The following is a 26,749-nucleotide window of genomic DNA, read 5'->3' as shown; positions in this document are numbered from 1 at the left end:
TAAGTGTAGCTAATAAACTTCAACTTAAGGATTAAATAAATTAGTTGTCAATATATTGCTTATATGCGTTTATATTTACCAACTAATTCTGTATGTGCAATAATATGTCCTTGCATAGCCTTCTCTACTTGTTTTTTATTAGCCCCCTCAGATAGATCCAACTCACAATCAAGAGCATAGAGCTTAAAAAAATAGCGGTGCTCTCCATTAGGAGGGCATGGTCCTTGATAGCAAAGTGTTCCATCTGTATTTTTCCCAATACTTCCTTGGGGTATACCATCTTTGGGGATATACGTAGTGGTTGGAGGGATGTTAAAGACAACCCAGTGATCCCACATACAGTCTTTGCAAACAGACGAGGGAACATCTGGATCATCCATGATCAATACAAGACTTTTTGCATGAGAAGGAACCTCCTTTATGACCAGCTCTGGATTTATGTTATTACCATCGCAGCTATATTCTAGAGGAATCGACCCCATGTGATTAAAGGCAGAAGAGAGTAATTGCATAAAATCTACCAACGTTTTATGGGTTTTTCTTTAGCGCATTTTATGAGAAATCCTTTTTGTAAATCAATCCACAATCCTTTTTTTTCTTGTTTAGCAAAATAGATCACCCCTCTTGGGTAAATGAGCCCATTGGAAGAAATCCCCCACTTTTTATTCTTGATGTACTCTTTGTTATACTTACAAACCTTTACAGCAGAAAGAGCTTGTTTTTTTTCTCGATTTAAAATAGAAGGTGGAAAAGGTTCATCGGAATAGATCCTATAATAATAAGTGTCATTTTCTAAAAAGATCTCAAAGAATACATCTGTTTGATAAAGCAGAGCAAGAGATTGTGCATTTTGCAAAGAGGAAAAACAATCGGTTACTTGATTGCTAAACCTATACTCAGAGATCATGCGAAAGATCTGCCATCCACTAATAGAGGCCATCATACTAAAAATACAGATGGCAACCATTACCTCTAAAAGAGTAAATGATTTTCTATTCTTTGGACTTTTGACTGGAATCATCATCGGGCGCTTGTAACTCTGTTAAGCGCTTTGAGGTTACGACAATTTGATCATCTTTTTTTTCAATGGTAAACGGTGTCCCCCATCCATCTTTTAAGATATTCGCTACATTCTTTACCATACCTGAATCCTTTAAATAAGTCTCTGCATGATCAACCACATCTGTAATAGAAGCTCCTTTGGCCACTTCTAACATGAGGATATCTTCGATAAGTTGTATAGCTCGCTCGGTTTTAAATATCTTCCCTTTATCAAGGCTTCCTTTCATACTAAACCCGAGAACGCTGCCAATGAGCCCAATTAAGACGATGACAATCATAATCTCTAATAAAGTGAGTGCCTGTTTTTTTCTCATAAAACTTCTCCTAATTAAAAGAACCTACATCGGTTAGTGGAATAAGAATAGATAAAACTACAAGACCGATAATTGCTCCTAAAGCAATTAACATAATAGGTTGCAAAAAAGCTGAGATCTGTGCAAGGTGTTTTTCTAATTCTTCTTCATAAATTTTAGAAAGATGAAAAAAAGCTTCCTCCATTTTCCCCGTCTCTTCTGCAATAGAGAGCATTCTTGTCATTAAAACAGGCATAATAGGGTGTTCATTACAAATCCATGAAAGTTTTTTGCCTTGCGCAAGCTTTTGCTGCGCATCGATTAACACTTTTTCTAGTAAAGGATGTCTGACTATTTTTTTGATCAAAGCAATCGATTCAATCAATGGCATTCCAGCACTGAGCAACATAGCCATAGTACGTGATAAGCATAAAAGGGTATTATGAAAAAGGAGCGTGCTTACATAGGGTAATTGGATCAAAATAGGATAAATAAGCTCTTTAAAGAATTTTTTTAGAGCCAGTAAAGTTGCTGTGCAAAGGATAAACATGGATAAAAAAAAGGTCCAAATATGTTGATTGAGTTGGTTGCTCAAACTAAGCACAAAAGCAGTAACAGGATGCAAAGATCGATCTTGAAAGAGCTCTTTCATAGAAGGAATTACAAATAACAACAATCCTAAGACAATCAGACAAGAAAAACAAAAGAGAACACCTGGATAAGTGAGCGCAGACTTTAATTGCTTTCTCATCATCTGCTGATGGGAAATAATTTGGACAAGCTGCTCAAAAGTAGAAATCAAATTCCCACTTTGTTCTGCAATATGCACCATGGAAATATAGATGGTATCAAAAGTATGAGGATACTTTTTTAAAGACTCTGAAAGAGGATAACCTTCTTTCAAACGATGACAAAGGTCTAGAAATAAGGAATGTGCTTTGTGGCGTACATATTTTTCTTCAATGGTTAATAAACTCTCATACAAAGGAAGACCTGCTTTAAGTAATTGAGAGAGCTCTTTTGTAAAGATGAGTAGAAGAGCTGGAGTTAAAATCGGTTCTTTTTGTTTATTCTGTAGATAGGTTAAAGAGGTAACCAGGAATTGTTGCTTGCGCAGTTTTTCTTTAGCCGTTTCTAAGCAATCTGCATCAATAGCGCCTTTAATCTCTTTACCATTAGTGGTAATTGCACGATAACGAAATAAAGGCACCTAACAAAACTCCAAAATTTTAGTTACTCTCAATACTTCAGAAGTAGTAGTAATTCCTTTTTGAACCAAAACAGCTCCTTGCTGTCGTAGGCTACTCATTCCTTGAGCCAAAGCTACTTTTTGCAACGTAGTTGCATCTGCTGAGAGAAGTAATTGTTGTCTAACCAAGTGATCTACATACATCAACTCATAAATAGCATGTCTTCCTTTAAAACCAGAACCATAACATATTTCACAACCAGCTCCTTGATAAAGACCTTGCTTTACCTCGCTTTTACTAAGACCTACCTCTTTAAGCTCTTGACCAGAAGGTTGATAAAGAACCATACAGTGAGGACAAATTCTTCGTACAAGACGCTGAGCTAATACCCCTAGTACAGAAGAAGAAAGCAGATAAGGTTCAATTCCCATATCCACTAAACGAGTTAAAGCTGAAGGGGCATCATTGGTATGCAGCGTGCTAAAAACCAAATGCCCGGTTAATGCAGATTGAATAGCAATCTCTGCGGTTTCTTTATCACGGATCTCACCAATCATAATGACATCGGGATCTTGTCTGAGAATGTGCCTTAAACCCGTGGCAAAGTTGAGATGAATCCTAGGATTGACTCCAATTTGAGCCATACCGGGAAGTTTGTACTCAACTGGGTCTTCAATAGTCATGATATTCACTTCAGAAGAGTTAATTTCTGATAAAGCGCTATATAAAGTAGTTGTCTTTCCACTACCAGTTGGCCCTGTGACTAGTACAATCCCCTCACTTAAACGAATCAATTTATTAAATGCACTCAATAGAGCAGAGTCCATACCAATCTTATCTAACCCAAGGGAAACATTATTTTTATCTAAAATACGTAACACAATCCTCTCTCCAAAAGCAACAGGCACAGTGCTTACCCGAAAATCGATCTGCCTTTGTCCCATATGCAATTTAATCCTTCCATCTTGAGGCAGTCTGTGCTCTGCAATATCTAGTCGAGCCAATACTTTAATTCGCGTAATAAGCTGGGTTTGTAGCTCTAAAGGAGGAGTATGGCGCATGTGCAATACACCATCTACCCTATAACGCACCTCTAAGCCTTGTTCTGTCGGTTCAAAATGGATATCCGAGGAGCCTTGTTGTATCGCTTCTGCCAAAATAACATTTAAAAGGTGAATGACAGGAACCTCACTTACGCTCTCTAATAAATCATAGCCTTCTTGTAGATCTTCTAAACAACCTTCCTGATTTTTTTGCAGGCTTGCAATATATTCCGACGCTTCATTCTCTTTTTGATGAAAGAGCTGCTCGATCGCTTTTTCAAAAGCTACTTGAGTTGTAAAAACCACCTGCACATCTTTTTGCGTGATAAATCTGACCTGTTCCAAAGCTTCTAAATCAAAAGGATTGAGCATAGCAATAAGCCACTTATCCATCTGCTCTTCTAATATTACCAGCTGGTTTTTACGAACAAAAGAATAAGAAAGAGGGGAAATTTTGTTTCTGACACAAAAAAAATCTGAAAGATCTGAATAGAAAGCAATTTCTAGTTCTTTGACTTTTTCTTCTACATTTCCCACATAGGGGTGAACTTTTACTAAAGAGGCAGGATCCTCTTTCTGTTTAAGCAAACCCGATAATTTTGCTAAAAACTCCGTGAGCATTGCCATAGTTATTTCTCTGCAAGGCAACTAAGCCCATTTTGGATCTTTTTATATCGAGCTTTTTCTTGTGCTTCTACTAAACAATCCAGAAACTCGGGTTGATCGCCTGGTCTTTTCCTGAGCTCTTCATATAAAATTTGTTGTAACTGTTCTTTGGCATCTAAAATGATTTTTGGCGTGATAAAAATAAACATTTCTGTATCGTTACTTCTGAGTTTAGTCGCTCCAAATAATTTTCCTAAACCCGGTATATCTCCTAGGAAGGGAATCTTTTCTTCCTTATCCTGAGAAGCTTTTCGTCGCAGTCCCCCTAAGATAACTGTTTGTCCATCTGCAATGCATACTTCGTTTTCAATATGCCGTCTATTCACCAAAGGACGATCTTTATGCTCGTCATGTCTTGTTGTATCAAAGGTAACATTGGTCTTCAAAGTAACAAATCCTGTTTCCTCCATGTCTATCTCATCTATAAAAGGTAAATGGATAGTTGGAACAAGCGTAATGACAATTCCATATTGAGCTCTGGAAAAAGACTTTTCAAACGCTGTGCCTTTGTTGGTATCTAAAGGGGCTGCTCCATTATTAATCGAAATTTCTTCTACAATGGAAATAGTAGCAGGGGTTTGATTCACAGTGATGATAGACGGGGCTGCATTGAGTTGAATATCATCTTGTGACATTAAAAAACTATACGCTAAATCATAAGCTGGAAAATGTTTAGAAGAGTTATTGTGCAAAAGGAATTCTAGCACCCCTGATCCACTTGGTGCTACATTAGAGCTCCATTTCAAGACGTTTTTTGATCCTAATTTCAATAGATTCATCCCTAAGCTATTTTCACAATTGAGTTGTTTTTCGAACAATAACACCTCAATTTGCACCATTTTTTTAGGAATATCCAAATTACGTATAAGATCCTTGATTTTCCCTAAGGCATCACGACGAACAACCATCAATAGAGTTCCTGTTTTAGAATCTGGAATAAAATGATCGCTGCCATAATCGATCCCAACCGTCGATAATGTGTTGGAATGAATCGGTTTTGGTGCCACTACAAGAGGAGGAACAGGAGGATACCCATCAGGAGGCGTTTTAAAAGGAGTCCCAGGCGCTGAGTAATTTAACTCTGCTTCTTTTTTAGTATCAGATGATGCAGCTAGAAGAGAGGTATAAACTTTTTCTAATACCTGGGCTAAATCGTTAGGACTACTATGACGACAAGGATATAAATAGACTGTCATTTCAGCAGGGTTTTGCAACTGATCTTCTGTTTCACGCACAACACGCTCTGCTTTATCCACTACTTCTTTCCTGCCAATAGCCACCAGAGAATTGCCTTGCAAAAGCGAGAAAACGGTAAGCCCTTCTTGCTCTTTCTTAGTAAAATGAGGTCGTGCTTTCTCGATAGACTCGCTAAAAAAAGACTGCAGGATCTTTTCCATTTCTTTAACAGACATCTTAAGCACAGGAATCACGCGAGAAACTCTACCTTGCATCTGTCCCCATACGCTCTGATATAAATGTAGGATCTTTTGCACCTCTTCTCGATTAGACACAATACCAATCTTAGGGCCAATTTGATAAATAAAGGTTTGCTTAGGATCAGAGAACTTTTCAAAAAACTGTTTTACGCTTTTTATGTGTTCGATGGGAGGGGAAAAGACATAAAAAATGCGACTATGTTCCGGTGTTAAAAGTAGTTGTTCTAAAGAAGAGGCAATCCTTTCAATGCAAGCTGGCTCCTGCTTAAGTAAATATAGCTGTCTAGCATATGAATTTATATTCTTAATTCCAATCCCATTATGAGAGAGAATGATTTCTAATACATCATTCCAGGATTCTCTTGGAATGGGGACATTCGAATGCATATTTAACTTCATATTTGCCATTTCTGGAGGCACGATATAGAGATAATCCAATGCACCATATTCAATAATTAAATGCGCAAGAGTGGTTTCCTCTTGATCCCAAAGAGCGTATCCTTCCTCCTCTTGTTTAGACTCTTTAATGACGATTTCTCGCCACTGTTTTTCTTGCGACTGGAGTTTTTGTTTCATCGCATTAACTTCTGCCAGAAGAGCATGAAACTGTTCTTCATCAGCCTTAGTATCATATAGAGTTTGTACCTGACGGTAACCTTCTTGTAATTGAGACCTTAAAAGATAAATCCGTTCATTGATCTCTTTTAATAAAACATCCGTTTTGGCAGAAGATCGATTCTCTTCTTGTAATAATTTATCGGATAAGGTCTGTCCTGAAAGCGTAGTTGTCGCCAAGCAAAAATAGAGAAGAATATTCTTCATAGATACCCCTTAAGAGTAAAAGGCAGCAAGAGAAAGAGTTTTTTTCTCATTCTGGCTTCTTTTTTTTCCGTTTGAATAGGCAGTTGAATTTGTTGCATGTGCATTCTTGTTTCATCAAAAAGAGTTCCCTTCATAAAAGAGCACCCTTGCTCTTTTACAATTGCATCGAAAATAAATATCTCTGCTATAAGGCGATGATAGACATAATCCTCAATGTCTCTTGGTTTATCCAACCGATACCACCCAGAAAGAGTTTTGAATAACCAATCTCCTTGTTTTAAAAACAGTCTTTTCTTCCCTAAGCTACAACTAATTTGTGTAGAACTCCTCATGCGAATCTTGGTAAAAGGGATTTCTAGTTTTGTTCTTCTAAGCTTTTTTTTCTGCAAAGGTACTTCGATCAAGCTGGAACAAAAGCCTTTTTCATCCCAAACCTCTAATTGCATTTGCTCGGGAAGAAGTTTTTTCACTCGTGCTAGAGGAAGCCCTTGAGTTTTAGTGGCTAGAGAAGCAACTTGCCACTGTTGGTTTTTAAATACAAGAAGGTCTGCTTCCGAAACAAAACACGCATAGCTTTGCATTTGATTCATACATTTTAATGTGCCTTTCTCCTTCCATTCGGCAAACTTAGGGCCTCCATAATGTTGGATTAATAGATCAAAGCTCAAATAACTGCTACTTTGCAATTGTTGCATAAAGTCATCATTTGGCATTTGCAATAATCCTGAAGAAGAAGAAATAAACTCTGCATTTTGTTCTGTAGAATGAAATCGTCGAGATACCTTTATTAAAATAGCTCCATTGCTTAATAGAATAGGCTGAATCCAGAGTGCGGTCTTTTTTTTTGAACAAGTCAATCCCTCTTTGCACTCCTCTAGAAAAACCAGTTCTTCATTTTGTACAGTGAAAGGATTTTTTCCCTTATTCAAGGAAAAAGATATTGAGACAGATGATTGCTGATCTGGCCTAGTATTATAACCTAGTATCAAAAGCTCATTAGCAATGCGTCTAACCCAACTAGAGGTGTGATTTTCATTTAAAGCTAAAGCAAAAGAACCAATGAGTTCATAGGGATGAAGAGGTGTACGGACTTGACTCACTTCTTGCATCCGCAGTTTTACATCAGGTAGAGGATAAGAAAAAAAGAGTAGACCGCTTGATAAGGCAATTACACAAGCACATACCCCCATAACGCAGTAATTAAAAAGACATCGGATACTGCATTTGGCAGAAGGAAGAACAATCACAGCACATTATCCTCTCATTCTTAAGAAGATCAAAAGTGTAGGGGATTGAGAAAATAAAAAAAAGATCAAATAAAAGAGCTTAGAAATGGGCAATAGGTTGCTAAAAAATTCGATTTACTATTTTAATGCAATTAATAAGGTTACTATTAACTAATGAGGCCGTATGGATGAAAATAAATCAAAAGAAGGAGTTTCTGTAAAAGAAATTGAAACATTTGCTAAACAACATCGTTTTGAATTTTTTTTCTGTTTAGCTTTTGCACTAGCTTTTTTATTTGCGCTAATTATGTATTCTTGCGTCTGGTCTATAGGAGCTTCTACTCTAGGAGGAATCTTAGGCGTTCTCTTCTCTAGAAAAATTGCCTACTTTTCCAAAGCAGTTCTTAACTTTCTCTTTAGACAAGAAAAAACCACTCAATTCGTATTGGCTATTGCAGTCCTAATCCTAGCTATCTTTTTACCACCGCTAATTTTTCTACTATTAGGTCTTCACGGAGGTAAAGATCTCTATCATTTAGCAAGAGAGATACAAGCTCAGCATCCTAAATAAGAGCTCTATTCCAATTCTTTTTTTCTCTGCTTGATATAGTCAAGCAGAGAAAAGGACCCCGATTGAAAATTACGCGCAAGAGTGGCATAAGCTTTTGGATCATAAGTCTTAACAGGCTCTTCTATCTTAGACCAACCAGCATTGCACAGAATTTCTTCCCATGCTGCTTTTTCTCCCTCTTTTGAACCTAATTCTCTTTCCAAGGCAGCAATTCTTATCAAATTATAAGCATACAACAACCCACCAGATCGCTTTTGCGAATCCATTTGTTCCCATAAAAAAGCATCCTTTTCTAAATCGCTCTTTAACTTCTTCGCTTCTTCTAAAGCAACTACTAGTTTATTATCGACGATTAATAGAGTTGTTTCAGAAAAACGAGTATAATAGGGAGAAATTAAACCTTGTGCTCTTTCTAAAGCTTTCGTCATATAAGCCGTTGCTCTTTTTGTCTCTCCTATGCTTAAAAGACGTTGTGCAATTAAACCCCCAAACTTAGTCTGTAGTTCTGGATGCAGACTCACTAATTTTTCTAATTTATTGAAGGCTTGAGGGTCTCGCCATTTAGCATACATAGCATTTGCTTCTCTATAAACAGAAGGGGATTTGCTTTGAAAGCTTCCAAATTGGTATATAGCTAACATAACGACAAAAATGCCAGAACAGGCATAAATAGCGATTTTAGATCGGTTTATAGAGCGATCTAAAAAAAAAATCTTTGCAAGAGCTGCCTTGCCAAATGGCAAAGAGTCTTCTGATTTAAGCTTTGTCATAACTTGAGTAAACCTTTAAGTTTCAAAGAAGCTTTTGATAGATAGCTTCCATTTGATCTAAAGTATGGGTAATCGTATATTTTTGTTCTACTAACATCTTTGCATTTTCCCCTAAACGCTCTCTTAAAAGGCGATCTTCTGCCATTTTTAACACAGCTTGGGCAACTGCTTCTGGATCAGAAGAAGGAACTCTTAAACCCGTATTTTCATGAATACATATCTCCGGCAGACCACCTACGCTAGTTGTAATTAAAGGACGTTTTAAAAAGGCTGCTTGTAATGTGGCCTGAGAGATCCCCTCGTGAGCCACGCTTAAAAGCATAAAAATATCTAAAGCACTAATGGCTGTATAAGGCGATTCTAAATGGCCCACACAAATCACGTTTTCTAATTTCATTTCACGAATCATCACAAGATATCTCTCTAAATACCCTCCACCAATTAAAATCCATTTGATCTGTTGATGATTCTTTAATAGATCAGCTGCTTTTAATAAATCAGGAATCCCTTTCCAAGAACGCAATACACAAGCTGTCCCCACTAAAATATCTGTAGGACTTAAACCTAATTGCTTACGAAAAACAAGAGTATCCTGTATAGTATCAGCAATTTTTGGATTCACCCCTGTTGCAATGCACCGCATACGAGAAGGATGTAAGGCTGCTTTTTCTTGGAGTAAAGGCAATACGGCAGAAGAAGTAGAAACTACAAAATCAGCAAGCCTATTATAAAGCATAAACCCATTTATACCCCCTCGAATAGAAGTAGATAGATGACGTGTCCGAACAACGGGCTTTTGAGATAGTTTGGCAGCAATCCCCGCTATCCAAGCATCTAAAGAGGAATGCGTATTGATCAGATCAATCCTCTCTTTTTTAAAAAACATCAACAACTTCGCCACGGTAAAAAAGAGAACCTTTTTCTTAAAACAAAACGTATAAACCACAAACCCTTTCTGCCTAGCGCGTTTTGCTAATTCACTATCAAAAGAGAGCGCAAAAAACACGGTATGACCTCTTTGACGCATTCCCTCTGCTTCTGCTAAAATCCTCATTTCTTGCCCACCCCAACCCATGGAACTTTCTGTATGAACGATTTTCATCTTATTCCTTCTATCTGCTGGATAATTTTCCTATGCCCTGCTGAAAAGGGAAACTTTACCAGATCTTTTTTTAAAACCCATATATAATTGCTAAAAATCTCTTTTCTCAAAGCTCGCCAAACAGAAGGAAGTAAAATTGCTTTGAAATGAGTAAACGTATGATTTACAGCATTTAAGTGTTGTTGGTAAATGGCTTCTCTAGAAAGGAATGTAAGCAAGATCTCTTCCTGCGACTTTTCTTTCTCAAAATAGGGAAACTCATATAAATCAGCCATTAAACCAGATTCTGTTTTCCTTAATAAAACACTATCCTGATAGACAAGTACAATCACATTGCGATGTAAAAGCTGAACTTTTTTCTTAGGAGGTTTCTTAGGCAATCGATGTTGGCTTTTTAACTCTCTTGCTCTACAGCCTCTTTTTATAGGACATTTTATACACTTAGCTACTTTACTACAAACTAGAGAACCCAATTCGATCAAAGCCTCCATACAAACCCAGGGTTCGGTCTCTGGCAAAAGGTTTTCTGTCTTGAGTTGTATAAGCTGCTTGGTCTTTGCCTTCGTAACATCCTCTTCTACATAATAATAACGTGCAAGTACACGTGTTACATTGGCATCAACAGCAGCGGCTTTTTGATGAAAGGCAAAATTTAAAAGAGCCCCTACCGTATAAGGGCCTAATCCTTTAATTTTTTCTAATTCCTCTCTGTTATCCGGAATGACCCCCTCATATTTTTCGAGTATATATTTTGCAGCTAAATGCAGGTTTCTTGCCCGGTTATAATAACCTAATCCTTCCCAAGCTTTAATTATCTCTACTTGAGGAGCTAACGCCAAAGTTTTCACATCGGGAAATAAAATCATCCAGCGCTCAAAATGCCCTTCTACAACGCTAGCCCTTGTTTGCTGCAGCATAACCTCTGAGATCCAAACACCATAAGGTGTTGGGCTTATTCTCCAAGAAAAATCTCTTTTTTGTGCCAAAAACCACTTTTTTAAAGCTTCTATATCCACGACAACTCAAATAAGCACTAATTTTTAAACATCTAAACTCTTAAAAGATAACCATTCTATAAATTAAGCAATTAGTTGCTCTAGTATATTTTTAGCCTTTCCATTATCTAGTAGAATAAAGGAGCTTATATCATATGGCATCGCAAAAAAATTGGAACCAGCTACACGACGAGATTAAGGTCAACTTGCAAAAAGAGGTCTACTTAATGCGAGAGCTACTGGCAAATCTACATCAAGAAGTACTAGATAAAGAACATTCTATGCAAATTATGCAACAGCGTCAATCCCTCTTAGAGCGCTTAAATCAAGCACGTGAGCTTAGACTAGTTGCTACTCAAAAACTAGAAACTCTTATAAACCCCAGCAGTAAAGATTTAAAACTAGAGCAAATTATGCCCCTTGACGATGAACAGACAACAGAGGTTTTGAGCTTAAACGATCAGCTAGATGCATTAACAAAAAAAATGAATCAACAGAACATGGACAACCAAAACAACCTTAAGCAAGAACGTCGTTTAAAGCCAAAACCCCCTAGAAAAAAAACAGCTATTGCAACTGAAGAAAAAAATACACCTCAATAGTAAACTATATAAAATAGCAGGAATTTATTAATTTGGAGCTAATTCAATAAAATTCGAAAGAACTTTATATAGAAACTAACATTTACTGAAATTAATAGGAAAGCAAACAGCTTTCTTTCTATCAAGATCATTTTTCGTGGGCTCTTTTTTCCTTACTGAAGAAATAGGTTCAAATTTTACTTAAAAACCACACCTCTCATAAAGAAATCTCCTAACTACTTTTAACTTTCTGTTAAAATACTTTCTTGTTATCGTATAACATCTTTTTAATCGTAGTTGTTCCATAAAGAAGGAAACAAATGAAAAAGAAGAAAAAAAAAGACAAAATAAAGACTCCGCTACCAAAGCAAAGACCCATGCATGATGTCGATGATTTGCTTGATGAAGCAAAGTACGGCGAGTTAACAACTGAAGAACTTATTTATGTAGTAGAAAAAATCAAAGCGTCTAAACCAGGTGATAATACAAACTTGTATGGATTATTACTTATTCTCGAATGGGCAGGTGCTACACAATATAGGGAACTAGTCGAGCATTTTTTATACTATCCTAGTAATCCTATGGTTTCTGGTATGGCTTTGAAGGTTTTCTTTAAATACTGGAGAGATGACGCTCAACGCTATTTACACGAAATAAAAGCCTTTATCAAAGGAGTACCTTGGGATAATGATGATGATCTTCGTTTAACTGCTATGCATTGTACAGAAAAGTTTAAAAAAAAACCAGAAAAAGAACTGTTCCAGCTCGTGCTCAATCTGTACGAAACATCTAATACTACTCTTTTAAAAGCAGGACGCAAGCGAACTTGCGAACGTACAGATGCTAAATTTTGGCTACAAGTATCTTTTACTCAATTAGCTATAGCCATTGGTAAAGGTTGGAACGATCTCATTGGGAAACCTGGTGAATCAGCAACTCCTTTAAGTGAAGAATTTATGCATGAAGTATTAGCAAAAGCAAAACAAATCATCAAAACCTTGAAATAACTTTGACCTTAACTACAAGAAACTACCGGAGATTTTATGAGCTTTTCTCCACTCAAACAGGAAAAGGAGCAACTACCTTTCTATCAAAACCATTCTTCGTGGGCTCCTTTTTTCCTTACTGAAAAACAGGCTCAAACTTTACTTAAAGCAGCAGTTCCTATCACATTTCCCTATACCGATTTACAAGGACGCACTATTCAATTATGGAAATATATTAACCTCTTTGCCGCTTCTATAACAAAAAACGGCCTCACTACCCTTTTCTCTAGCAATAAAATCCACAATGCGCTTTTACCTGAAGAGTCAAGCGAATTATTTCTAAAACGTCTTGAAAGTAGCTCATTAAAAAAATGGCACTTTAGCTACTTGGAAGAAACCAAAAGGATTTTTATTTGGCCTTTTTTGATTGGTGGTGGAGTTGACAAATATAAGCTTGCTTATAACGCTGTTCTCAACCTTGAACATAAAGAAAATAAGACATCTACTGAACAACAATTATTTAATATAATAAAAAAAAATTTAAGAGAATCTGAAGAGCTAATCGGTGCTAAAAAAGAGGTAAGAGAAGAAATCTTGACGCGAGATGGAAAACCCTTCAATCATCAAACCGAAGTAAATTGCGCACAAAATGGCATTAAAAGCATAATAGAAGATATTGAAAAACAATTAAAACAAAATCTCTCTCCTTCAGAAAAAACCCAATTACTAAAAGAGCGATCCATAGCCAGTCTAGCATTGGATTATACCAAACGGTTTCTTCCTTCTAAATCAAAAGCAAAAACGTTAAAAAATCCTCATCCAAACCCTCAAAATGAATCCTTTAAGGATCGTGTAAGAGCGAACCGATTAATGGAGAGTTATAACTCTTGCCATCCAGATCATCCTATAGATGAGGGATCATCAGGAAGACACATTGGAGGTGTTGAGAATGAAGTAGGTATCATTTTAGGTTTGTTTGACAATTTAAGTGGAAAGATGGAAAGCGAACATACTTTCTTTCTGCCTGTGGTGGATAAGTTGTCTTTGGATCGGAAAGAAATTCAGAGGATTTTACAGGAATTGGCCTTGGGTATTTTTGTATACAATACGGTTCCTTTTTTTAGCTTGCATTTCAATGGGGATACCAACATGTATCCTGTGATTCATCCGGCATATCAAAATACCTTTGTGGGATATGTAATTTCTATGCTGGATTATTATATGAAAGGATTTCTCAATGGAGGCTTTTTCTCTGCTGCTTTTGTTCAAGAATGGAATAAAAATCACAATATAAGCGAAAAAGATCTAGAAGAGCAACTTGTCGATGTTCGAGAATATTGTAAAAATTTCTTAGGTTTTCCATACCTCTCTATTAGGGAAATGACCGAAATATTTGAACGCATGGAAGCACTTGAACCCATGAAATGTGAAGAACATCCTATTCTTAAAGATTACTCTGGGTTTAACTCTTCTTTTAGAATCATTGCCCATCAAAACTCGATTAAAAAAGTGGAAGATCTTTTTATTTTAGACGGAAATTTTGATGTTCTTTATACCATTACTCCAGACCCTGCTTATGAGCAAGAGCTTACTAAGCATCGGCAATTGACAGGAGAAGATCCTTCCTCTTATCGCCGTTTAGAAAAAGTTTATGATAAAATGAGTCTACAGATCAAACACATCATGCCGCGTATCCCTGAGTTTAAAAAGCTCTTTGAAGCCTTAAATATCATAAGTTTTTTTTGCTATTATTTTAATACGTTAAAGAAGGCAAATAAGTTTCCCCTTTTATCCCATCGGGTTTTTGAAAATACAGATGTTTGTCCTCCCCTTTTTCCTCATTTGCCTTTACGCGCTTTTTACCATGAAAAAATCAAACTGAAGCTTACGGAGCTTTTTATACATCAAGAGAAAAAACATCTTATTGAACAAGCAATCTTAACCAATAGGGAAAAGGCTGTTCAATACGTAGCTGAAGAGATTCAGAAGTATATTTCTAGAAAAAACAGCTATCCTCTTTCAAAAAAACAGCAAGAAGTTTCTTCTTATCAAAAAACGGCTTCTGATTTTTTGCAAAGGTTAGAAGCAACTTATGTAAAAGCCAAAGCAGAACGATTCCCTAAACTCGATGATTTGATTAGAGAATGGGAAACTATACATACCAATCTCTCTAGCTCTTGGAATGCCGCCTCTGCTGCACTTGCAGGAACAGAGCATCAATATGTTAGACAGAGAAATATACAGATATGCAATAACAATCTAAAAAAACTTAAAGAGCAGCAAGAGCAACGTTCCAATCTGCTTGAACATCCTTTGTCTTTGCTGGATCTAGAAGCTTTCATTGAGTTGCAAATCGAAAACATGGATAGTACTTTGCACCTCTATACGCAGCATAAATTAGAGGAAGAAAAGCAGCTCCAGAAGCGAATTGTAGGAGGATGTGGTGTTGCATTAAGCCATGAACCTATGAGAGTTGACCCTATAGCTTATTCTCTTTTAAATCGCCATTTTGGACAGCTATCTGGTTTATTAAATGAAGAGATCAGGGAAATTTCTGATCCTGGAAATAACGGTGTTCTATTTAAGCTTTGTTTTACAGACTTCTCTTTCATTGATGAAGGGGAAAAGCAGGCTGCTTTGAGTTATTTATCCCCGACCTCGATGAGTGCTGCTATGATCGACATATTTCATGCAATTGCAACTGATGATGAGAAGCGGTTTGAAAAAACAGCGGAACAAATCACCTCCTGGGGTTTTCACGATAGTCATGGAATGAACCCTCTGCATTATGCAGCAAGTGTTGCCAATACTTGCCTTCTTGATCGTGTGATGGGAAAAGTAGCCATACATATAAGAGATTCTCAAGGGCACACTGCTTTGCATTTTGCAGCTCAAAGCGGAAATCTTGAAGGGATAGAACTTCTTTTATCTAAAGCTCCTGGATTACTCGATATGGAGGCTACAGGAGGAGTAACTGCTTTATATGTTGCTATTCAACATGCTAAATTGCATGTAGTCCAATCTCTTTTGGCTAAAGGAGCTAATCCCAATTGCAAGACAGCTCATGGAATGAACGCTCTTATGTGTGCCATTTACCGGGGGTTTGTAGAAATTGCCCTTGAACTTTTAAATCGCTCAAGAATTGATTTAAAGCACACTCTTGATGATAAGACAACAGCGCTACACCTTGCAGTGGAATGCAAAAGCATGTTACCAGTAATTGAGAAAATGATCGCAAATAGAATAGATGTCAACCAAGCTAGATGGGATGGTCATACAGCTCTGCACCTTGCTGCTAAACAAGGAAATCTCTCTTTTGTAAGAGCTCTTCTGAAAGCTGATGATATGAATCTTAATGCACAATTAAAATCGGGCAAAACAGCACTACACCTTGCAGTGGAAAACGATCACTACGAAATTGTCGAGCTGCTTTTAGAAAATAAAGCAGATCCTCTTTTATTTGGTTGGAATCGTGAAACAACTCTGATAACCGCTGTTCGTAGCGGTAGCATTAATTCCGCTCTTTGCCTTTTGAGCTATGTTAAAAAACAAACCGTAACCATTCAAGAAAAGCAAGCATTATTTGTAAATGTTAAAGATATTCACAATCAGACTGCATTGGAAATCGCAGCAAAATTTCGAATAGAGGATCTTTGGTTATCTCTTTTTAATCCAGCTAAAGACGACCCCAAAAACACCGCACTTCAACCGATGGACCATCTTCTTCTACTTTGCCAACCTGGGGTTGATTTCGATGTCATCGATTTTTTTCAGAAAAAACATCAACTTCATAAACCCGAGCAGTTGATGCAAACTCTAATAACCTCAGCAAAAAATGGCCACAATGTAGCTGTAAGTCGATTTTATTCAAAGCTAGACGCAGAAGGTTTTCGCTATGCTAATGGATGGTCTATTCATCATCACATGGCAAAATTTGATCATATCAATTTTTTTTCAGATATTTTTTCCCATTCGAAGCTTCCCTCATCTCAACAAATTGAAGAATGGGCAACTGTTGCAGCACGCTATGGCAGCATGCGTTCTCTTAAGATTTTATTAGATGTTTTGCATAAGAGAAAATTGTTGCCTTCAGCAGGGAAAAAACCTCTTTTGGAAGCAGTGCAAGCAGGGCAGCGTAAAACGGCTGATTTGATCATTCACAAAATTTTAGAGCCTAATATTCCTCTTGAGGTTGGTGGAAAATATGCCTCTCATATTGCAGTAATCAACAACGATGAAGAAATGGTAGAATTCCTTCTAGGACGAGGAGTTAAATTCCATCTACCCGACAAAAAAAACCTCTCTGCTTTTCATTATGCGATTCTTTACAATCAGAAAAAAATAGTAGAATTCCTTCTAGATCCTAAGAAAAGGGTGGAAATCCCAGCAGATCTTTTGCATTTTGCTGCAGCTAAAGCTTCTCCTGAAATATTGGATTTTATTTTAAAGCACACATCTAATATCAATGCCTTGAATCCAGTAAAAAAAGAAACCGCTTTGCTATCTGCGGTTAGAGAGAACAATTTAACAAACACCAACCTACTTTGTTTGCGCGGCGCATCTCTTCATACAAAGAACAGCAATGGTGAGACGCCTTTTCTTCTTGCAGCCAAGCAAAACAGTTCTCTATTGCAATTTCTCCTACAATATAATCCACCTTATCAAGTTACAGATCAAGGAGAAAATGCACTCCATCTTGCTGCTATGCATAATCAAGACGAAAATGTGGAGCTCCTATTAAATCATAATTTTGACGCTACTATTTTAGATCATGCACAAAAAACACCGCTTATGCATGCGCAAGAAAAACAGTTCTTCGATATTTGCGACATCCTCCAAGGAAAGCGTGCGCAACTAGAAAGAGCTAAGAAAACAATCGTAGAGTCTTTGATGAATGGACAACAAAATAGTTTTTTTTCTGCTTTAAAAAACCTACCTATCAATAAATCGATGACTTTTATTGTACCTCATATAGGCAAGACCTGTTTGCCTATTCTCCATTTGATCGATTTGTTGGTTTCTGAGGAGAAGAAAAAGAAAGAAATCTTAGAGAAATTCGTTCAAAAATATCAAGTAGACATCAATATGCAAACAGCGCAAGGAAACACTCTTTTGCATATAGCAGCAATTAAAGATCAAGACCCTCCTTTCAAAAAAATGAACGCTCTAGTTCCTAACGGTCAGGGAATTACTCCTTTACATTTATTTGCTCAAAGTGCGTCATTAGCTCGTTTTACTTCTATCTTTTCTGAGATAGATAAAGACGCTCTTGATAGAGAAGATAAAGAGATGCAAACACCTCTTTTCTATGCAATCCAAAAAAATCGCTTAGATATCGTTTCTTTTCTTTTAGACAAAGGAGCAAATCCAAATCATCGATCTAAAACACTGATGACCCCTTTAGGACTAGCTATTGAGAAAAATAGCCTACCTATTGTGCGTACTCTAGCAGAAAAAGGCGTTTGTATCGAAAGTCTTATTGGAGTAAATGGAGAAAGAGCTCTACATATCGCTGTTAGAAAAGGATTTGATGAAATAGCAAAGTATCTTGTTGAAAAAACAACTAATATGTATCAAAAAGATCGCCAAGGCAAAGAGCCGATTCATGTCGCAGCTGCAAAAGGCAATCAAAATATGGTACGTTTTCTGCATGCCTGTGGGGCTTCTTTATTCAGCATAGATTATCAAGGCAATGGATTGGCCTATTTTGCAGCTCAAAGTAAATGCCCGGAATTGATCGATTTTCTAAAGGAGCATGAGGTTCCTCTTGATCCTTTGGTAAGCAACGATTTCAAACCTAAAAAAGCTCCACTGCATATGGCTACAATTAAAGGGAATCTTCCCATGATCACTCAATTTTCTCGCTATAAAGCTGATTTTGAAGTGCGAGATTCTGAAGGAGACACCTCTCTTGTATACGCAACCATTAGTGAAAATGCAGAAATTCTAGAGCTTTTCTCCGAATCTCCTTTAATGAATGATAAGCAGCAGGTTTATCGGTCTATTATTACTGCTATCCAGCTTGATAGTGTTCCACAGATACGGATCTTACAAAGAGAGCTTAAAAGTATCGATCAGTCGCTCGAGTTTTATCAAAATATTACTATGCTACATGTAGCTTGTCAATTTGGGGCCATCCGTATTGTTCATTACTTGCTAAAAGAGAGAGCCGATCCTCTTTTGAAAATGCATAATGGAGCATCTGCTTTTGACTTGGCTGTTCTTCATAATCATGTAGAAATAGCTCGCGCAATTTCTTATCAAATAAAAATTAATCCTAATCAAAAACTATCTAAAGGTAAAAATTACTTACATCTCGCTGCGGAAAAAGACAGTAGTTCCATGATCGCTCTGTTATACCTTGAAGGCGCAGATCTCGATGCTCTTGATGCTGAAGGAAGCACTCCACTACATGTTGCTGTAGAAAAAGAAAACATGAGTGCAGTTAAACTTCTTCTTGCTTTAGGTGCAAAAACAACGATTGAAACCTTCAAAAGTCAAACCATTTATGACATGATACAGAGTGAAGAAATCCGCGCTCTAGTCACTGGCTACGAGAAAATTTTTGTTCTTTGCCAGGATCTCAAAGAAGGAAGACTGCATGCAGCGGTTCGAATGGGGAATGCCGATGTATTGCCGATTTTAGCTAGAATACACGACCTACATCAAAGCAATATAGAAGGAAGAACTCCTTTGCACATTGCTACTTTACAGAGAAACTTTTCTGTTTTACGCCGACTTCTCGAACTGGAAATAGATCCTGATTTTGAAGTTCGAGACCATCAAGGGAAAACCCCTCTTTTCATCGCTGCTACAGAAACCAAAGACCCTCAGCTTGTTCAGTTCTTATTAAATTTAGGAGCAAATCCTAAAGTGAAAACAAATGATGGTTTATCGCTTTTAGATGCAGTTAAACAAAACAGCAAAACAGAACAAACAGCTGTTATTCTCAACCTTCTAACCACTCTTTAATCTATGACTACTCCGATCAAGGAAAGGAGCTGGAACTGCTTTCACAATCAGCTCCATTCTTCTAATTCGCAGATAAATTCTCCTTTTCGAGAATACAATTTTTATAAAAAATATATATCTGCAAAGATAACACGTATGACTACCCAAAACCACTTTACTCTACAAAACGCTCAGCTTTCTTCAGGAGCAAAATATATAAAAAAAAACCCTTCTTTTCTTTCTGTTTTTAATGAAGCGGAACAGACTAGTATTTTACAATGCATGGACTATCTTTTCAGCAAGGTACAAGCTCCTTGTCTTGATACTCAAGAGCTAATCGTTCTCTTTTGTAAAAGGTTGAAAGAGTCTGTAGGCGATCTTGCTTTTCATCTACTGATAAGACCTTGTTCCCTACTTGTACCATTGGCTTCTAAAGACTTTCCGCCTTGGATACTAAGTTCTTCTTCTATTTTAGAAGTGGAAAATACGCCTGATGAATTCATCGATGTTATGCAAAAACTGATAGAGATGTCGGATGATATCCGTTCAGCTCTTCCTCCTTTGGAAAGATATCGTGTGAATAAAATAACGTTAAAAGGGCTTTCTCAAGAGCTGGATCTTCTCAAAGAGAATATAGATCGCAAACGTTTTCCAGAGAAAGAACCCTCAGAGGTTTTTCGTGAATTTAGTCAGGCTGCACTTCCTCTTTCTCAAGAAAAATCTCTTTTACCTTCAGCGAATACCAAGGTATTCAAGGTCTGGAAGAAAAATCTAAAACGGGGAATTGAAGAAGTGGATTAACATTGTAAAAGAGGTTTGCAAACGTTATGCTGCAAAATCACATTCAACTGAGGATCTGCTACTACTTTTATCTATTGCTTGAAAAGTTATGGGTTTTAACAAAGGACTTATCCTTATAACACTCAAACTCTCACTGTTCTTGGTTTATTGGCACACCCTGCAGATAGCTCAACAGTGCTGGGCTCACTTTTTTTTACAATAGACTCCATGATTTAGACGATCATATTGACCTCTATCAATAATGCACTATCTTAAGGACAAAAACATGCCTCCTTCTTCCGCCTGCCTCATTTATGGACCAGAAATCCATCACCTGGATCATTTAGCTCCTCTATGCGTTATTTTAGGAATTCCTTTAATTGTTACAGAGAAGCTACTCTTAAAACAAGCACAAGAAATCTACCCTTTTGCAGATACACTCTACCTTGATTGTTTAGAACTTCCTTTTTTTCTAACAAAAAATTATCGCTTTGTGTTCTCTTGCTTTTCGCGCATTATGCTCAATGAGCTTTTCTTTCTTGCAGAACTGCTTTCTAAAAAAAAGATCTGTACGATCTGGTGCCCTCATGGAAACTCTGATAAAGGAAATATAAAACCTTACGCAGAAGCTCTATGTCAAGAAAACCTGCTTTTAGTATATGGACAGCAAATGATTGATTTTTTTAACCGTTACAAACTGATAAAACCCTATGTGACCACAGGTAATTTCCGCTACCAATTCTATATGCAACATAAAGACTGGTACGATGCCTACGTGGCAAAAAAAATTTCCTTAGAACAAAAAAAAACTATTCTTTATGCCCCTACTTGGCAAGATTATGAGAAATCTAGCTCGTTTTTCTCAGCTATTGATTTTTTGATTGAACAAAAACCAGACCAATACACACTACTTATTAAACCTCATCCTAATTTAAGACTACAAAATCTTTTTCTTATAGAAGAATTAGAGCAAAAATGCAAAACTATCCCCGGTGTGTGTTTTATTTCAGACCCAATACCTATTTATCCTTTATTAAATCATTGCGATTTATACATTGGCGATCGTTCTTCTATTGGGTACGATTTTTTATATGTGAACCGACCTATGTTCTTTTTAAATCAGAACGATCTAAAAGAGCCTCTAAGCACATATCTTTTTCGCTGTGGTCAAATCATTTCCCCGCAAAACTACCCTAACATTTACTCCTTGATAGATCATGAACAACAAGAGCTTACATTCATTAGAAAAAAAGCGTATCAGTATGCTTTTGCTCCTTGCTTATGTCTACAGCAACTAAAAAAAACCATTTTTTATGCATTAGATGAAATAAAAGACCATCAGACATAACTGATGGCCTTTTATTTTAGCTATCTACATTCTGAGACAGGAGCTTGCTCTTGTTTTTCTTCTTGTGAAACAATCTCTGTACCGGTCGACTCATTACTTTCATCTTCTGCAAATGCCAGACCATGTAAAGAAACTACGGCCGCTAGTAAAAACCAAATGCTATTTCTCATAGTATAAACTCCCTAATGTTTTAAGTTTGTTCCCAAGCAATGTAGGCATAGTGCCTTGCCTGAAAGTTTCAATAATTTTTACTTTTTTTGCAATATTTTTTCTTTAAATTAAAGAACAGTTATACTTATTTCAAAGCAGGAAGAACACATACAAAATTGAGCTCATCAAAATCTCCAGCGGTTGCCATAGCTTCTAAATGATAAAAACATTGACCCTCTTGTAAAATACCTACTTTATAAACAACCCCAACATGCAGTCCTGCAGGAAAAACACCATCTAATCCCGTTGTGATTAAAAGATCTCCAACGCTCAATAAAGAAATAGAGGTTCGTGTAGAAACTTTCTCATAGGTAAGACCCGAGCGTAAATCTCTAGCTAATCCTTCTTCATCTGAGAAATCATAATTAAAACCTGTTCCTTTTAGAAAAGATCCACAAGAGCGCCATAAAGGACGCCCTGTTCCTTGTAATTCTCCTTTAGCCAAATATGTATTTTGATCTACAGGAATGAATTGCGCTTTAAGACGAGTGAGAGCTGAAATTGCTTCTTGTATTTCTTGAGAGCAGCTATTCTGATTTTTTTCCAAGGAAAATAACAATGCATTAAGTTGTTCTAGCAAAAAATGATCCTGCTGTTTTCCTTTAACAGCTCTTACTGCAATGGTAAGACGATTATCGGTAATTAAACGTACACGGCTTTGTGTTTTATGGATAAGATCGATTACTCCTACCACAGAATTACCGATTACAACAGGACTGTTTTTAGCGATCACCACCTCTTGCAAATGCTTATTATCTGCTTCTCCTACATTTATCCAAACATAGTTACTCCAACTTCCAGGTTCACGAAAAATGACCTTAGCAGGAATCGCTTTAGATTTAAGCTGTAGGATTTTCATGATTTCTTGGCAACGACGCTGCAAGAACGGTTTTTCACTTTCAGGAGAACTTGCATTGTTCATAGATTTGAGCAAATCCATTTGTTCTTGTATGCGATCTTCTGATAAAAGCCATTCCCGAATATGATCTACTTGCAAATGAAGTAAGTAATTCTCTTGCTTGAGTGTCTCTAATTCTTGTTTTGACGTAGAGAAATTAAGAGGATGAGTTAATAAATAGATGCGATCCCACAAACAGGAGAAAGCACTGATTGTCATCTGGCGCAATACAAGAGATTTATCTGGAGAAAAAGAAAACAGTATAAAAAAAACTCCAGCGAGAAATATATAAGAACGATAATCTACTTTTCGCATATAACATCTAATAAAGATTGCGCTACATATTCTATATTGTCTGCATTTAAACCACAGAAATTCATTCTACCATTAGCTGTCATATAGATCGCATATTCTTCTTGCAATTGTTTAACTTGAGAATCATTTAGCCCGCTTAATCCAAACATTCCCAATCCTTTTTTCCAATAGGTGTGTGTTTTTAAACAAGCGCATAAAGAATGACGCATTTGATACATCCTCTTACGCATAGAAAAAAGCTCAAGCTCCCATTCTTTTTTTAAATCGCTACTTAAGATATGTGTCACAATTTGCGCCCCGTGCTTAGGAGGGGTAGAATAGTTTGTACGTATAATCTTTTTTAACTGATTTGTGACGTTTTTTTTTACAGAGCAACTTTCAGTAAGAACACATAAAATTCCTACTCTTTCTGCATAAAGACCAAAATTTTTAGAACAGGAAAAAGCAACAAGCATTTCTATCCCTTCTTCTGCAAACATCCTGATCATTGCACGATCTTTTTGTATAGATTCTCCTAACCCTAAGTAGGCACAGTCAAACAAAGGGATAATTTTCTTAATTTTGCATACCTTAAGCAAGGTTTCGGATTGGGAGGGACTTAAATCCATCCCTGTTGGATTATGACAGCATGCGTGTAGAACCAAGATGCTCCTTTCTTCAATAAAAGAGAGAAATTGCACGAGTTTTTCAAAAACTATACAATGGTTGGATTTATCCAAATAAGGATATGAATAGACTTGTAAACCACAATTTTCAAAAATCCCTTGATGATTGAGCCAAGTAGGATCAGAAATATAAACCTTAGAAGAGATTTCTTGTTTTAAAAAAGTACCCGCTAACCTTAGAGCCCCTGTTCCTCCAATTGCTTGCACAGCAGCCAACCTTTCTTGATGAGCAGAAAAAAAATCAGTACCAAACACTAATTGTCCAACTGCTTTAAGAAAAAAAGGATCTCCTTCAATCGGAAGATAGGTCTTTGTTTTTTCATTCTTCAATAGATGTTTTTCTGCTTTTTCTACACTTGGTAAAATCTCTGTAAGCAAATTTTCATTTTTATAAACCCCTATTCCTAAATCTACTTTATTTTTACGTGTATCTGCTTGATATCTAGTATTTAACTGAAAAATAGAGTCGGGTAGTAATAGTGGTACTTGATCGAATACCCCCATGTTCTGTTCCTTTTTTTGCATTGTATGCACAGGAGCATTTTTGAAAACACAATAAAAACAAAGTCTTTATTAGGATATTTTCATTTTCAACTTTTGATCTCTCTGTAAAATTTTTGGCCTTAATTAGAGCTATGAATAGAAAAATGCAGAAATTGTGGGTAGATGTCACCAAAAGAGAAAACAATCTATTTTATGCAATGCTGGAAAAAAGTTGTTAAAACCTCAGCAATTTAACCTAGCTTGAAAATAATTAAAAACCGTAGTATTTTAAAAGGCCTTCAAGGGGCGTTAGCTCAATTGGTAGAGCGCAACAATGGCATTGTTGAGGTCAGCGGTTCGATTCCGCTACGCTCCATATTTTGATAGAAAATATCTAAACAAGCAACTAAGGTTTACAGCAATCTTCCAGCAAAAAAACAAACATCTCCTATTTTCTCTCAAACCGATAAAAACATCATAGATAAGTCTAGAAATAGAAAAATCCCTAGGTTTATCTAAATTCGGTTAGCTTCTGCTTTAATTTCAACAGATGTTTGTTTATCTTGAACATTTAAACTAATCAAAATCTTGCCTGTAATGAATTCCAATAAAGGCTTCCACTTAGATAAATCAGAACTAAAGAGTAATTCTTTATCTGTACATCTAACATAAAAGGTTTGCTTTACCTCTACTGTTCCTCCTTTTTCTTCATCTTGCACTAAATTAATCCAGTTACCTTTTAAATAGTAACTAATCGGCAAGGTAGTATTAGCTAAGAACTCAATAACCTTATCGGGATGAAGTCCTTGCATAACTTCTATTAATTCATCTTGTGCTAAATCGTAGAAATTAACAACCTTTATATCTTCAGAAGATGTTTTTTCATCCTTCGAGTTGATAGTAGCTTCTGCAAAAACTGACAGGCAAGCTACAATCCAAGTTAGCATCAAATATTTTTTCATTTATTTCCCCTAATTACATTTACAACGTGTAATTTTACGAAAAGATCATAAAATATGAGAAATTTTAGAATACTCAAAAAAATTTCATCAAAAAAAACCATTTCTACATCTAATTTATTAGTATAATTCCTTAAAAGGAATAAGAAAAGATAAAAATATCTCCTTCAAAATCAGAAGTGGATATGATTGATTACTCAAATTGGCTTTATTCAATATTAAGAATACTCTTTAAAGAGGATATAGGATACCCAGACTTTAAGAGAAAAGCTGCTGCTTTAGCATAAAGCATTTTCAGTGCTTCACACATCACTGATGGATTGTCAAACCCATTTTTACTACTATATCGATGAATATAAGCTCCTCCACAGCAAACTTCTTGCCAACAGCAATTTGTACATTCATTAGGTAAAATTTTAGCAGAGGACTTTATAGATCGCATTACAGGAAGACTAAAAAAATCACTCATTGATGTACTCTCAATATTGGCAATTTGCATTAAGTGTCCCTTTCGAATGTTCCTCAAAGTATCATCTGGAGATATTTCTCCATTAGAAGAAATGGTAATAGCATATAAATTATCTTGCTCTTTCCCTATAGAAATTAATGATGGTCTTAACCCCATTAAAACTTTAATAATAGAATCAATAATTCTAATATGTATATTTGTGTTATTATCTTTTACCCATTCTTCAAATAATTCGCAAAGATATTTGCCATACAAAGAAATATTCTTAATAGGAAGATTATCTTGCGTAAAGTCTGGAAGTAAAAAATCCAGTTTATAAATAGCTAATTTATCAATAAAATGCCTATAAATAAGTTTTGCACTTCTCTCTGGATGGATGACGCACAAAGCTCCTATAGGACTTATTTTTTGATTAGCTACTGCTATTTGCAATCGCTCAATTCCCTGCCTTACTGCGGTATAAGATCCTTTATTTCGATGATCGATTCTATCGATATCATTATATTCTTGAGGGCCATCAAGACTGATTCCTATACCAATATTATATTTAGAAAATATTTCTATCCACTTATCAGTAATTAGTGTTGCATTGGTCTGAATCTTAAAAGTTATTTCTGCAAGTCCAAATAAATCTCTTTGAAGAAGTAAACACATTTCTTCAAAATCTTTTATGGGCTGAAGCATGGGCTCTCCACCATGAAAAATAATTTCAATCCTAGATAATTGTAAATCTTTAATACCCTGCACAAGAAACTGATTTAATAGATGTATTGTTTTTATGGATATAAATGGGGGATGTTTTTTAAAACTCTCATCCCCACCATAGAAAAAATAGCAGTACTTACATTTTAAATTGCATCTTTCAACAGTTTTTAAAATAACAAATAGAGTTCTATTCATAGAATTTCTTAAAATTAACTAGATTAAA

Annotated in this window: 21 protein-coding genes and 1 tRNA gene; 7 read left to right on the top strand and 15 right to left on the bottom strand. The window is 36.2% G+C overall.

Going from position 1 to position 26,749, the window contains the following annotated elements:
- Positions 1-59: 59 nt before the first annotated feature.
- The 7 genes from RHAB15C_RS00305 to RHAB15C_RS00275 are packed head-to-tail and all read right to left on the bottom strand — an operon-like array spanning position 60 to position 7,759.
- Positions 60-512: a YbhB/YbcL family Raf kinase inhibitor-like protein gene (locus RHAB15C_RS00305; RefSeq protein WP_194845893.1), complete on the bottom strand. Its 453-nt coding sequence runs from the start codon at positions 510-512 to the stop codon at positions 60-62.
- 5 nt (positions 513-517) lie between these two features.
- The gene (locus RHAB15C_RS00300; protein ID WP_194845892.1) at positions 518-1,024 is read right to left on the bottom strand and encodes a type II secretion system protein; all 507 of its coding nucleotides are present in this window, start codon (positions 1,022-1,024) and stop codon (positions 518-520) included.
- On the bottom strand, positions 993-1,376 hold the full coding sequence (locus RHAB15C_RS00295; protein WP_194845891.1) for a type II secretion system protein: 384 nt from the start codon (positions 1,374-1,376) through the stop codon (positions 993-995). Before RHAB15C_RS00295 ends, RHAB15C_RS00300 begins: the two co-directional genes overlap by 32 nt.
- Positions 1,377-1,386: 10 nt before the next feature.
- Complete coding sequence (locus RHAB15C_RS00290; protein ID WP_194845890.1) at positions 1,387-2,565, bottom strand: type II secretion system F family protein; 1,179 nt, start codon at positions 2,563-2,565, stop codon at positions 1,387-1,389.
- Positions 2,566-4,215 carry a type II secretion system ATPase GspE gene (gspE, locus tag RHAB15C_RS00285; RefSeq protein WP_246587561.1) on the bottom strand — a complete coding sequence of 550 codons (1,650 nt, stop codon included), beginning with the start codon at positions 4,213-4,215 and terminating at the stop codon, positions 2,566-2,568.
- A 2-nt stretch (positions 4,216-4,217) separates the two neighbouring features.
- Complete coding sequence (locus tag RHAB15C_RS00280; protein WP_194845889.1) at positions 4,218-6,512, bottom strand: type II secretion system protein GspD; 2,295 nt, start codon at positions 6,510-6,512, stop codon at positions 4,218-4,220.
- Positions 6,509-7,759 carry a hypothetical protein gene (locus RHAB15C_RS00275; RefSeq protein ID WP_194845888.1) on the bottom strand — a complete coding sequence of 417 codons (1,251 nt, stop codon included), beginning with the start codon at positions 7,757-7,759 and terminating at the stop codon, positions 6,509-6,511. Before RHAB15C_RS00275 ends, RHAB15C_RS00280 begins: the two co-directional genes overlap by 4 nt.
- A 163-nt stretch (positions 7,760-7,922) precedes the next feature.
- Here RHAB15C_RS00275 and RHAB15C_RS00270 point away from each other — a divergent pair, with 163 nt between their 5' ends.
- Positions 7,923-8,309 (top strand): hypothetical protein, encoded by a 387-nt coding sequence (locus RHAB15C_RS00270; protein WP_194845887.1) that lies wholly within the window; start codon positions 7,923-7,925, stop codon positions 8,307-8,309.
- A 5-nt stretch (positions 8,310-8,314) separates the two neighbouring features.
- Here the strand turns inward: RHAB15C_RS00270 and RHAB15C_RS00265 are convergent, their stop codons facing one another.
- The 3 genes from RHAB15C_RS00265 to RHAB15C_RS00255 are packed head-to-tail and all read right to left on the bottom strand — an operon-like array spanning position 8,315 to position 11,197.
- Positions 8,315-9,079 (bottom strand): hypothetical protein, encoded by a 765-nt coding sequence (locus RHAB15C_RS00265; protein WP_194845886.1) that lies wholly within the window; start codon positions 9,077-9,079, stop codon positions 8,315-8,317.
- A gap of 22 nt (positions 9,080-9,101) precedes the next feature.
- Entirely contained in the window at positions 9,102-10,181 is a 1,080-nt protein-coding gene (locus tag RHAB15C_RS00260; RefSeq protein WP_194845885.1) for a glycosyltransferase family 4 protein, read from the bottom strand.
- On the bottom strand, positions 10,178-11,197 hold the full coding sequence (locus tag RHAB15C_RS00255) for an A/G-specific adenine glycosylase (RefSeq protein ID WP_220716050.1): 1,020 nt from the start codon (positions 11,195-11,197) through the stop codon (positions 10,178-10,180). The genes RHAB15C_RS00260 and RHAB15C_RS00255 overlap by 4 nt, the downstream gene beginning before the upstream one ends.
- A gap of 134 nt (positions 11,198-11,331) precedes the next feature.
- Between RHAB15C_RS00255 and RHAB15C_RS00250 the strand changes: the two genes are divergently transcribed.
- From RHAB15C_RS00250 to RHAB15C_RS00230, 5 genes are all read left to right on the top strand, one after another.
- Positions 11,332-11,778, top strand: coding sequence for a hypothetical protein (locus tag RHAB15C_RS00250; protein ID WP_194845883.1), 447 nt, complete (start codon positions 11,332-11,334; stop codon positions 11,776-11,778).
- A gap of 299 nt (positions 11,779-12,077) precedes the next feature.
- Positions 12,078-12,764 (top strand): hypothetical protein, encoded by a 687-nt coding sequence (locus RHAB15C_RS00245; protein WP_194845882.1) that lies wholly within the window; start codon positions 12,078-12,080, stop codon positions 12,762-12,764.
- A gap of 36 nt (positions 12,765-12,800) precedes the next feature.
- Positions 12,801-19,715, top strand: a complete 6,915-nt coding sequence (locus RHAB15C_RS00240; RefSeq protein WP_194845881.1) for an ankyrin repeat domain-containing protein — start codon at positions 12,801-12,803, stop codon at positions 19,713-19,715.
- Between the two features lie 135 nt (positions 19,716-19,850).
- Positions 19,851-20,495: a hypothetical protein gene (locus RHAB15C_RS00235; RefSeq protein ID WP_194845880.1), complete on the top strand. Its 645-nt coding sequence runs from the start codon at positions 19,851-19,853 to the stop codon at positions 20,493-20,495.
- 265 nt (positions 20,496-20,760) lie between these two features.
- Positions 20,761-21,822: a CDP-glycerol glycerophosphotransferase family protein gene (locus RHAB15C_RS00230; protein ID WP_194845879.1), complete on the top strand. Its 1,062-nt coding sequence runs from the start codon at positions 20,761-20,763 to the stop codon at positions 21,820-21,822.
- A 20-nt stretch (positions 21,823-21,842) separates the two neighbouring features.
- Here the strand turns inward: RHAB15C_RS00230 and RHAB15C_RS00225 are convergent, their stop codons facing one another.
- The 3 genes from RHAB15C_RS00225 to RHAB15C_RS00215 form a co-directional block, all read right to left on the bottom strand.
- Complete coding sequence (locus RHAB15C_RS00225) at positions 21,843-21,992, bottom strand: hypothetical protein (RefSeq protein WP_194845878.1); 150 nt, start codon at positions 21,990-21,992, stop codon at positions 21,843-21,845.
- Positions 21,993-22,117: 125 nt separating this feature from the next.
- Positions 22,118-23,245: a rod shape-determining protein MreC gene (locus RHAB15C_RS00220; RefSeq protein WP_194845877.1), complete on the bottom strand. Its 1,128-nt coding sequence runs from the start codon at positions 23,243-23,245 to the stop codon at positions 22,118-22,120.
- A complete protein-coding gene (locus tag RHAB15C_RS00215) occupies positions 23,233-24,435 on the bottom strand; it encodes an amino acid aminotransferase (RefSeq protein WP_246587635.1) in 1,203 nt (400 codons plus the stop codon). The genes RHAB15C_RS00220 and RHAB15C_RS00215 overlap by 13 nt, the downstream gene beginning before the upstream one ends.
- A gap of 261 nt (positions 24,436-24,696) precedes the next feature.
- Between RHAB15C_RS00215 and RHAB15C_RS00210 the strand changes: the two genes are divergently transcribed.
- A tRNA-Ala gene (locus RHAB15C_RS00210) sits at positions 24,697-24,769 on the top strand.
- 139 nt (positions 24,770-24,908) lie between these two features.
- On the opposite strand, the gene RHAB15C_RS00205 is transcribed toward RHAB15C_RS00210, so the two are convergent.
- Both RHAB15C_RS00205 and RHAB15C_RS00200 read right to left on the bottom strand, forming a co-directional pair.
- Positions 24,909-25,355: a hypothetical protein gene (locus RHAB15C_RS00205; RefSeq protein ID WP_194845875.1), complete on the bottom strand. Its 447-nt coding sequence runs from the start codon at positions 25,353-25,355 to the stop codon at positions 24,909-24,911.
- A 205-nt stretch (positions 25,356-25,560) separates the two neighbouring features.
- Positions 25,561-26,721 carry a radical SAM protein gene (locus RHAB15C_RS00200; RefSeq protein ID WP_194845874.1) on the bottom strand — a complete coding sequence of 387 codons (1,161 nt, stop codon included), beginning with the start codon at positions 26,719-26,721 and terminating at the stop codon, positions 25,561-25,563.
- Positions 26,722-26,749: the final 28 nt, after the last annotated feature.

It is taken from the genome of Candidatus Rhabdochlamydia porcellionis, from assembly GCF_015356815.2.
In the GTDB taxonomy this organism is placed as follows: Bacteria; Chlamydiota; Chlamydiia; order Chlamydiales; family Rhabdochlamydiaceae; genus Rhabdochlamydia; species Rhabdochlamydia porcellionis.
This window is presented reverse-complemented; position numbering and strand designations above follow the sequence as displayed.